The 8405-nt window shown below is 73.2% G+C and carries 9 protein-coding genes and 1 pseudogene; 5 read left to right on the forward strand and 5 right to left on the reverse strand.

What is annotated here, in order from left to right; genetic code table 11:
- Positions 1–23 precede the first annotated feature (23 nt).
- Positions 24–896 carry a PfkB family carbohydrate kinase gene (locus tag TR42_RS12920; RefSeq protein WP_042216562.1) on the forward strand — a complete coding sequence of 291 codons (873 nt, stop codon included), beginning with the start codon at positions 24–26 and terminating at the stop codon, positions 894–896.
- Positions 897–1087: 191 nt separating this feature from the next.
- Here TR42_RS12920 and TR42_RS12925 read toward each other — a convergent pair whose 3' ends face one another.
- Together TR42_RS12925 and TR42_RS12930 are read right to left on the reverse strand one after the other, a co-directional pair.
- On the reverse strand, positions 1088–1705 hold the full coding sequence (locus TR42_RS12925) for a nucleoside/nucleotide kinase family protein (RefSeq protein WP_042216564.1): 618 nt from the start codon (positions 1703–1705) through the stop codon (positions 1088–1090).
- Positions 1702–2538 carry a CPBP family intramembrane glutamic endopeptidase gene (locus TR42_RS12930; protein ID WP_042216566.1) on the reverse strand — a complete coding sequence of 279 codons (837 nt, stop codon included), beginning with the start codon at positions 2536–2538 and terminating at the stop codon, positions 1702–1704. Before TR42_RS12930 ends, TR42_RS12925 begins: the two co-directional genes overlap by 4 nt.
- Before the next feature lie 122 nt (positions 2539–2660).
- Here TR42_RS12930 and TR42_RS12935 point away from each other — a divergent pair, with 122 nt between their 5' ends.
- Positions 2661–3392, forward strand: coding sequence for a CPBP family intramembrane glutamic endopeptidase (locus TR42_RS12935; RefSeq protein WP_042216568.1), 732 nt, complete (start codon positions 2661–2663; stop codon positions 3390–3392).
- A 55-nt stretch (positions 3393–3447) separates the two neighbouring features.
- Here the strand turns inward: TR42_RS12935 and leuD are convergent, their stop codons facing one another.
- Positions 3448–4089 carry a 3-isopropylmalate dehydratase small subunit gene (gene leuD, locus TR42_RS12940; protein ID WP_042216571.1) on the reverse strand — a complete coding sequence of 214 codons (642 nt, stop codon included), beginning with the start codon at positions 4087–4089 and terminating at the stop codon, positions 3448–3450.
- Between the two features lie 22 nt (positions 4090–4111).
- Entirely contained in the window at positions 4112–5536 is a 1425-nt protein-coding gene (leuC, locus tag TR42_RS12945) for a 3-isopropylmalate dehydratase large subunit (protein WP_042216600.1), read from the reverse strand.
- Positions 5537–5590: 54 nt separating this feature from the next.
- On the opposite strand from leuC, the gene TR42_RS12950 reads away from it, so the two are divergent.
- The 3 genes from TR42_RS12950 (at position 5591) to TR42_RS12960 (ending at position 7409) form a co-directional block, all read left to right on the forward strand.
- Complete coding sequence (locus TR42_RS12950; RefSeq protein ID WP_042216573.1) at positions 5591–6313, forward strand: IclR family transcriptional regulator; 723 nt, start codon at positions 5591–5593, stop codon at positions 6311–6313.
- An 83-nt stretch (positions 6314–6396) separates the two neighbouring features.
- Positions 6397–6924 carry a flavodoxin family protein gene (locus TR42_RS14465; RefSeq protein WP_074789127.1) on the forward strand — a complete coding sequence of 176 codons (528 nt, stop codon included), beginning with the start codon at positions 6397–6399 and terminating at the stop codon, positions 6922–6924.
- 44 nt (positions 6925–6968) lie between these two features.
- Positions 6969–7409: a thiol-disulfide oxidoreductase DCC family protein gene (locus tag TR42_RS12960; protein WP_042216575.1), complete on the forward strand. Its 441-nt coding sequence runs from the start codon at positions 6969–6971 to the stop codon at positions 7407–7409.
- A gap of 45 nt (positions 7410–7454) precedes the next feature.
- On the opposite strand, the pseudogene TR42_RS15080 reads toward TR42_RS12960, so the two are convergent.
- A pseudogene (locus tag TR42_RS15080) lies at positions 7455–8405 on the reverse strand (hypothetical protein); the annotation flags it as partial.

Below are 8405 nucleotides of genomic sequence, written 5' to 3' on the forward strand. Positions count from 1 at the left end.
GAGGGTGTCGATACGCTGACGGCGTGACGACATCCGCGCTGTTCGCCGGCCTGGCGACGCTCGACATCGTGCAGCTGGTCGAGCGGCTCCCCTCCCCCAACGAGAAGGTCGCCGCGCTCGAGTTCGCGGTGTGCGCGGGCGGGCCGGCCACCAACGCCGCCGTGGCCTTCGCACGATGCGGAGGTGCGCCGACGCTCGTGACCGCGCTCCCCGCCCACGAGCTCACGGCGCTGGTGACGGGCGACCTCTCCCGCTGCGGAGTCGACGTGCTCGCGGCGGCCTCCTACGACGGCCCGCCCGTGACCGCGTCGATCATGGTGACGCGTGCGACCGGCGACCGCGCCGTGGTGTCGCCCTCGGGCGTCGCGACCGGCGGCGGGCTTGCGCCCGTGACCGAGGCGCCGCTCGACGGCGTCGGCGCGGTGCTGATCGATGGCTACTTCCCCGAGATCTCGCTTCCGCTGGCCGCCCGGGCGAGGGCCGCCGGGATCCCTGTGGTGCTCGACGCCGGGTCGCACAAGCCGCACACGGACTCCGTGGCCGCGGCCTGCGACATCGCGGTCGTCTCCGACGACTACGCGCCGCCCGGCACCCGCGGCGAGCCCGAGGCGGTGCTCGCGCATCTGGCCGGGCTCGGCGTCGGGACGGCGGTGATCACCCGCGGCGCGGGCGCGGTGCTGTGGCGCTCGCCCCAGGGGGCGGGCGAGGTCGAGGTGCCGCCGGTCTCCCCCGTGATCGACACCCTCGGCGCCGGGGACTTCTTCCACGGAGCGCTCACGTGGCGGATCGCGGAACTCGGACGCGACGATGCGCGGCTAGGCGAGGACATCGCCTTCGCGGCCTCGGTTGTCGCCGAGTCGCTGGGGTCCTTCGGCACGCGCGCCTGGCTCGGCTGAGCCTCCCCGCCCCGCCCGCGACTCTTTTCCCCCGCCCCCGCTCGGCCGGGACAACCACCACGCTTTCTCGGTCGAGATCGGCCTCCACGGGACGGTCACCTGCGCCAGCGCGACCGGCGCGCAGGTGAATGTCCCGCCTGGCGCCTTCCGCGCCGCAGAAGCATGGTGAGCGTCCCGGCCGGGTGAAAGCGCTAGCCGGGGATCACCAGGTCCGCGCGGGCCCGCGCGCTCTCCACCAGCCGCGCGTTGACGGCGTCGACCGTGTCGACCCAGGCCTCGGCCGCGTCTCGGGCGCGGCCGGTGGCCACGCGCCGCGCGCCGAGCCGCTCGCGCGCGACCTCCCAGGGCACGTCGATCAGCCACAGCTCGTCCAGCTCCGGCCGCACACGCTCCCACCCGCCCGCGGCCAGGCCGAGGTAGTTGCCCTCGGTCACCACCACGCGCGCGGACGCGCCGATGACGAGGGCGTCGGGCACCACGTCGTGAAGCGCGCGGTCGTAATCCGGCGCGCGCACGTCGTCGCGGGCGTCGCGAACCTCTCGGAGCAGCGCGACGTACGCATCGACGTCGAAGGTCTCGGGCGCACCCTTGCGGCCCGCGAGCCCGCGGGCCTCGAGCATCGCCGCGGGCAGGTGGAAGCCATCCATCGGAAGATACGCCGCCGCCGTACCGCGAGCCTCGAGCTCCGCGACCAGGGAGCGCGCGAGCGTCGACTTGCCCGCTCCCGGACCGCCGCAGATCCCGAGGACAGCACGCCCACCGGGCGCGAGGCCCGCGGCGCGCGTCGCGAGCGCGTCCAGCCCGGTCACGGCGCCGTCACGAACACGTCGAACAGGTCCGGGTGATGCGCGTGCACGAGCACCGCGAACACGATCGCGTCGAAGAGCAGATGCACCGCGACCACGTAGGGCAGCGACTTGGTACGCGCGAAGATCCACCCCTGCACGAGCGCGAACGGGATGGTGAGCGCCGGCCCCCACTCGCGGTAGCCCAGCTCCCACAGGAAGCTGACGAACACGATCGCCTGCAGGACGTTCGCGAGCGGCATCGGGAAGTGCCGCCGGAGCATCGCGAAGACGACGCAGATGAAGAACAGCTCGTCCCACAGCCCGACCGCGTTGACGCCGACGAAGAGCCGGGCGATGTCTCCCCCACCGTCGAGGGTCGGCCAGTTGAGGTACGCGCCGGAGGAGATGAAGTAGTACGGCAGCAGCAGGTACGCTACGGCGATCACGACCGCGAGGTAGATCCACATGGTCCTGCTCCACCGCTGCCCCGTCCCGATCGGGAACGTGATGGTCGGGTCCCGGAACACCCGCCGGGAGATCAGCGTGGGCACCAGCACCGCGAGCGACAGCGCGACGGTGAAGCGCAGCATCCCCGCATCGGACAGGTCCGCCTCGAGCGAGATGGCCGAGATGATGACCTGCCCGAGCGCGATGAGGCCGAGGTCGCGGCCCAGCCTTCGGTCCACCGCGAGCCCCAGCGCGACCCCCGCCGCGAGCGGGAGGTACGCGAGCGGCCGCACATGCACGGCGAACATCAGCACCGCGGCGCCGCACACGAGCACCGCCGCCGCGACGCGCGCCAGCGAGCGGGCATCGGCACGCAGCGCGGGTGGGCGCAGGTCCGTCACGGTCATGCCCGCCACTGTGCCAGATGGCCGCCGCGCGCCGCTGCGCCGCGCATCGTCCCTGCTAAGTTCGCCCCAGACGCAGAGGGAGCGCCACGATGCCCGAGAGTGAACCGCAGACGATGCGCCGGATGACCTGGCCGGGCCTGCTCGGCCTGCTGATCGCGTTCCTGCTGGTGCCGTCGTTCGTGAGCGTGATCTTCCTCGACTCGCAGTCGGAACGCCTCTTCCCCGACGCGCACGCGGGGCTCAAGGTCGCGATCGTCCATGCGGTGGGCACCGCGATCGTCGCCCTCGCGATCACGCTCAAGCGGTGGTGGCCCGCGGTGCTCCACGAGCGGCTCCGCGTACGCGGCTGGGTATGGATCGCGCCGCTCGCGATCGTGGTCACGGCGGCGGCGCTCGCCGACTGGGAGCGCGTGGGCGACGCCGGCGCGGGCACTTTCGCCGCGGTCGCGCTCGGCGTGCTCATGATCGCGCTGGGCGAGGAGCTGATGTTCCGCGGCGTCTGGATCGTGTTCCTCCGCGCGCGGATGGGCGAGCTCGGCGTCGCGATCGTGTCCTCGCTCGCCTTCGGGCTGGTCCACTTCCTCGCCGGGCCGGTGCAGGTGGTGTTCTCGGCGCTGCTCGGCTTCGTGCTCTACTTCGCGCGCCGCGTCTCGGGCGGCCTCATGGTGCCCGTGCTCGTGCACGTCGCGTGGGACCTCAGCGTCTTCACCGCCTTCATGACCGACGATCCCGCCGACGGCTCCGACGCCTCGTTCGCGCTCGCCCTGGTCAACGTCCTCCTCGTGATCGTGCTCGCGGTGGCCTGGCGGCGCACCGCGCCGAGGTCCGTCGAAGACGCAGCCGCATCGTCCTGACGCGACGAGGGCCGCACCCCGGGGTGGGATGCGGCCCTCGTGGACGATGCTCGGGTCAGGCCTCGACGGGACGCGCGGCCTCGATCTCGACGCTCGGCAGGTGCTTGGCCGGGAGCGTCTTCGGACGCCAGCCGGCGCGGGTCTGCTCGAAGGCGGTGATGTCCTCCTCGTGCTGGAGGGTCAGGCCGATGTCGTCAAGGCCCTCCATGAGGCGCCAGCGGACGTAGTCGTCGATCTCGAACGGCACCGTCAGCTCGCCGCACGTGACCGTACGGTCCTCGAGGGAGACCGTGATCTCCTTGCCGGGCTCCGCGTCGAGCAGCTTCCACAGCAGCTCGACGTTCTCCTGCGACACCACGGCCGCGAGGAGGCCCTGCTTGCCGGAGTTGCCGCGGAAGATGTCCGCGAAGCGCGAGGCGATGACGACCTTGAAGCCGTAGTCCTTGAGCGCCCACACCGCGTGCTCGCGCGAGGAGCCGGTGCCGAAGTCGGGGCCCGCCACGAGGACGCTGCCGTTCTTGTAGGCCTCCTGGTTGAGGATGAACTCGGAGTCGCCGCGCCAGGCGGCGAACAGCGCGTCGTCGAAGCCCGTCTTGGTGACGCGCTTGAGGTAGACGGCGGGGATGATCTGGTCGGTGTCGACGTTCGAGCGACGCAGCGGGACGCCGACGCCGGTGTGCGTGGTGAACTTCTCCATGTCGGTTCTCCTTCGGGTCGGTTCAGACGAGCGCTGCGGGCGCGTCGACGAGGTCGGCGGGGCTGGACAGCGTGCCCCGCACCGCGGTGGCGGCGGCGACGAGCGGCGACACGAGGTGGGTGCGACCGCCCTTGCCCTGGCGGCCCTCGAAGTTGCGGTTCGACGTCGACGCCGAGCGCTCCTGCGGGCGCAGCTGGTCGGGGTTCATCCCGAGGCACATCGAGCAGCCGGCGTTGCGCCACTCCGCACCGAAGTCCTTGAAGATCTGGTCGATGCCCTCGGCCTCGGCCTGGAGACGCACGCGCGCCGAGCCCGGGACCACGAGCATGCGGACGCCCTCGGCCTTGGTGCGGCCCTGGATGACCTCCGCGGCGGCGCGCAGGTCCTCGATACGGCCGTTGGTGCACGATCCGAGGAACACGGTGTCGATCGCGATCTCGCGCAGCGGCGTGCCGGGCGTGAGGCCCATGTACTCGAGCGCGTTGGCGGCGGCCTCGCGGTCGACCTCGTCGGCGATCTGCTCGGGGTCCGGCACGCTCGCGGACAGGGGCAGGCCCTGGCCGGGGTTCGTGCCCCACGTGACGAAGGGCTCGAGGTCGGCCGCGTTCAGCGTCACCTCGGCGTCGAAGACGGCGTCCTCGTCGGTGACCAGCGTCTTCCAGTACGCGACCGCGGCGTCCCAGTCCTCGCCCTCGGGCGCGTGCGGACGGCCGTGCACGTAGTCGAACGTGGTCTGGTCGGGCGCGATGATGCCGGCGCGCGCGCCCGCCTCGATCGACATGTTGCAGATCGTCATGCGCGCCTCCATGGAGAGGGCGCGGATCGCATCGCCGCGGTACTCGAGCACGTAGCCCTGGCCGCCGCCGGTGCCGATCTTCGCGATGATCGCGAGGATGATGTCCTTCGCGGTGCTGCCCTCGGGCAGCTCGCCGTCGACGTTGATCGCCATGGTCTTGAACGGCTTGAGGGGCAGCGTCTGGGTCGCGAGCACGTGCTCGACCTCGGAGGTGCCGATGCCGAAGGCCAGCGAGCCGAAGGCGCCGTGAGTAGAGGTGTGCGAGTCGCCGCACACCACGGTCATGCCCGGCATGGTGAGGCCGAGCTGCGGGCCCACAACGTGCACCACGCCCTGGTCGGCGTCGCCGAGCGAGTGGATCCGGACGCCGAACTCCTTGGCGTTGGAGCGCAGCGTGTTGATCTGGATGCGCGAGGTCTCGTCCGCGATCGGCAGGTCGATGTCGAGCGTCGGGGTGTTGTGGTCCTCGGTCGCGATGGTGAGGTCCGGGCGGCGCACGGGGCGCCCCGCGAGCCGGAGGCCCTCGAAGGCCTGAGGCGACGTCACCTCGTGGCACATGTGGAGGTCGATGTAGATGAGGTCGGGCGCGCCGTCCTCACCCTTCCTGACCAGATGGCTCTCCCACAGCTTCTCGGCGAGGGTGGTTCCCATCGCGTCCTCCTTCACCAGTCGACATCTCATGTTTTGAGACGCTAGTATCGGTCCGTGGACAATCATAGCGGAGTCGGAGTCATTGACAAGGCGGCGGCCATCCTCGGCGCCCTCGAGCAGGGACCGGCCACCCTCGCGGAGCTCGTCGCGTCGACGCACCTCGCGCGCCCGACCGTGCATCGGCTCGCCCTCGCCCTCGAGCACCACCACCTGGTGGGCCGGGACTCCTCGGGCGCGTTCGTCCTGGGACGTCGCTTCGCGCAGCTCGCGGCCTCCGTCAACGAGGACCGCCTCGTCTCCGCGGCGCAGCCCGTCCTCACCGTCCTGCGCGACCGCACCGGCGAGTCCTCGCAGCTGTACCGTCCGCACGGGGACGAGCGGATCTGCATCGCGGCCGCGGACCGCCCGGTGGGCCTGCGCGACTCGATCCCCGTCGGCACCACGATGACGATGACCGCGGGTTCGGCCGCCAAGATCCTGCTCGCGTGGGCGGAGCCCGAGCGCATGCACCGCGGCCTCGCGAGCGCGCGCTTCACCGCGGCGGAGCTCGAGCGCGTGCGGCAGAACGGCTACGCCGACAGCGCGGGCGAGCGCGAGCCCGGCGTCGCCTCGGTCTCCGCTCCCGTGTGGGGCGCCGCCGGCACCGTCATCGCGGCCGTCTCCATCTCCGGCCCCGTCGAGCGCCTCACCCAGTCCCCCGGCGCGCTCCACGCGGGCGCCGTCGTGGACGCGGCGCGCCAGCTCACCGAGGTGCTCCAGCGCACCGTCATCGCCTGACGCGGGACGATGCGCCGGCGCGCCTGACGTCGCGGTGACCTAGGTCCCTGGCGCGCGGAGCCCGGCTGAGCGCATCCTCAAGCATGGACGTCGTGGTCTACGAGTCGCTGTACGGCAACACCGCCGCCGTCGCCCACGCCATCGCCGAGGGCCTGGGCGAGGGCGCGCGCGCCCTGAGCACCGGCGAGGCGAGCCCGGAGCTCGTCGCGCCCGCCCGTCTCGTGGTCGCGGGTGCGCCCGTCCATGCGATGGGCCTGCCGACGGACCGCTCGCGGATGTCCGCCGGCTCCAAGCCTCAAGGGGAGTTCAAGCTCGAGGCGGATCTCAGCCATCCGCCGATGCGGACCTGGCTCGCCACCCTCCCCCGCGGCCCGCGCCTCGCCGCGTCCTTCGACACCCGGGTGCGCGGACCGCTCGGGCACGGCGCGTCCAAGGCGATCGCCCACGCGCTCACAGCGGCCGGCCTCACGCTGCTCGATGAGCCGCGCGGCTTCACGGTCCACCTGCACACGACGGCGTCGACGCCCGCGGCGCTGCTGACCGAGGGCCAGCTCGACGCGGCCCGCGCGTGGGGCGCGCTGCTGCGCGAGAAGGCCACCGCGCGGCTGTGACGCGAGGGGCCCGCGCCGCCGGGCGGCGCCGTTAGCCTGAGGCGATGCGGGCGATCGTGATCTTCGACGGCGGCTGCGGGCTGTGCAACGGCTTCGTCGCATGGCTGCTGCGCCACGACCCCGACGGCAGGTTCCTCATCGCGGGCTCCGCCGGCGCGCCCGGTGCCGCGGCGCTCGCCGCCGCAGGACTCGACGGCGGGGTGGCCGAGTCGACCATCGTCGTGTGGGACGGCCACGAGGCGCTCACCCGGACCGATGCCCTGGCCCGCATCGCGCGGGATCTCCGATGGCCGTGGCGCGCCGCCACGTTCATCCGCGCGGTGCCGCGGCCGGTGCGCGATGCGGTGTACGACGCCGTCGCGCGCAGGCGTCCGCGACGCCCGGTCGCCGATCCCGCGTGCGGCGTCCCGCCGGCCGACCTGCAGGCCCTGTGGCGTGCGCGCCTCGCATCGGAGACGGACGTCGAGGCTCTCGCGGCGGCCTGAGACGCGACGACGCCCCCGCATCGCGGGGGCGTCGCACGCGAAGGATCAGCGCGAGAAGGCGGTCCGGGTCACCGCGTCCGACCCGCCACGAGCGGAGTCCGAGCCCTCGGATCCGCGGTTCGCACGCTCGCCGTCCGAGGAGCCGCCGGAGCGGTCGCCCTGGGAGCCGCGCTCGCCGCGCTCACCGCGGGCGGGCGCCTCCTGGGCGTCCTCGTCATCGGCCGACTCGTCGTCGCGGGTGCGCTCGTCGCGCTTCCACGAGTCGCCTTCCGACTTCTCGGTCGCATCGGGCCGGTCCGCGAGCTCGGGCTTGTCGGACGCCTCGGGCTTGGCGTCGGGCGCGACCTCGTCGCCCTCGGCGAGCGCCGGCTCCTCGGCCTCGGTCTCGGTGGTCCCGTCCACGTCCTCGGCGAGGACCTTGTCACCGTGGTGGCGCTTGCCGTGGCGGCTCTCGAACCAGGAGTGGCGCAGGTCGCGGTAGCGCTCGGCCACGCCCTGGCCGAAGTCGCGGCCCTCGGCGTCGGTGGTCGACATCCAGTCGAGGATGTCGCGCAGGCACTCGTGCACCTCGCGCGAGACGCCCGGGCCGTCGGCGAGCACGCCGTCGACGTCGACGTCGCCCTTCTCGGCGCCGTCGCCCTCGGCGGCGTCGTCATCGCCCGTGGAGTCCGCCTCGGCGTCGAGCGACTCCTCGTCGACCTCGGGCTCCTCGTTCGCGGCGTCGATCTCCTCGTCGGTCAGCACCTCGGACACGATCTCGTCGACCAGCGCGAGCGCGCCCTCGTCGTCGCCGTCCTCGACCACGCGCAGCGCCTCGGCGAGGCGCTCGTCCATGCCGCCGGCGCCGAGGCCGAGGCGCTCGAGCGCCCGGTCGAGGCCGTAGAGGGCGTCGCCGGGCGCGGCCTCGTCGGCCGCGGCCGTGCCGCCCACGAGACCCACCGCCGCGAGGGCGGCGGCGCCGGCGATCGCGGCGCGGATCCGGTGAGCGCGCCGACG

Origin of the sequence: Demequina mangrovi (genome assembly GCF_000759715.1) — a bacterium.
Classification (GTDB): domain Bacteria; phylum Actinomycetota; class Actinomycetes; order Actinomycetales; family Demequinaceae; genus Demequina; species Demequina mangrovi.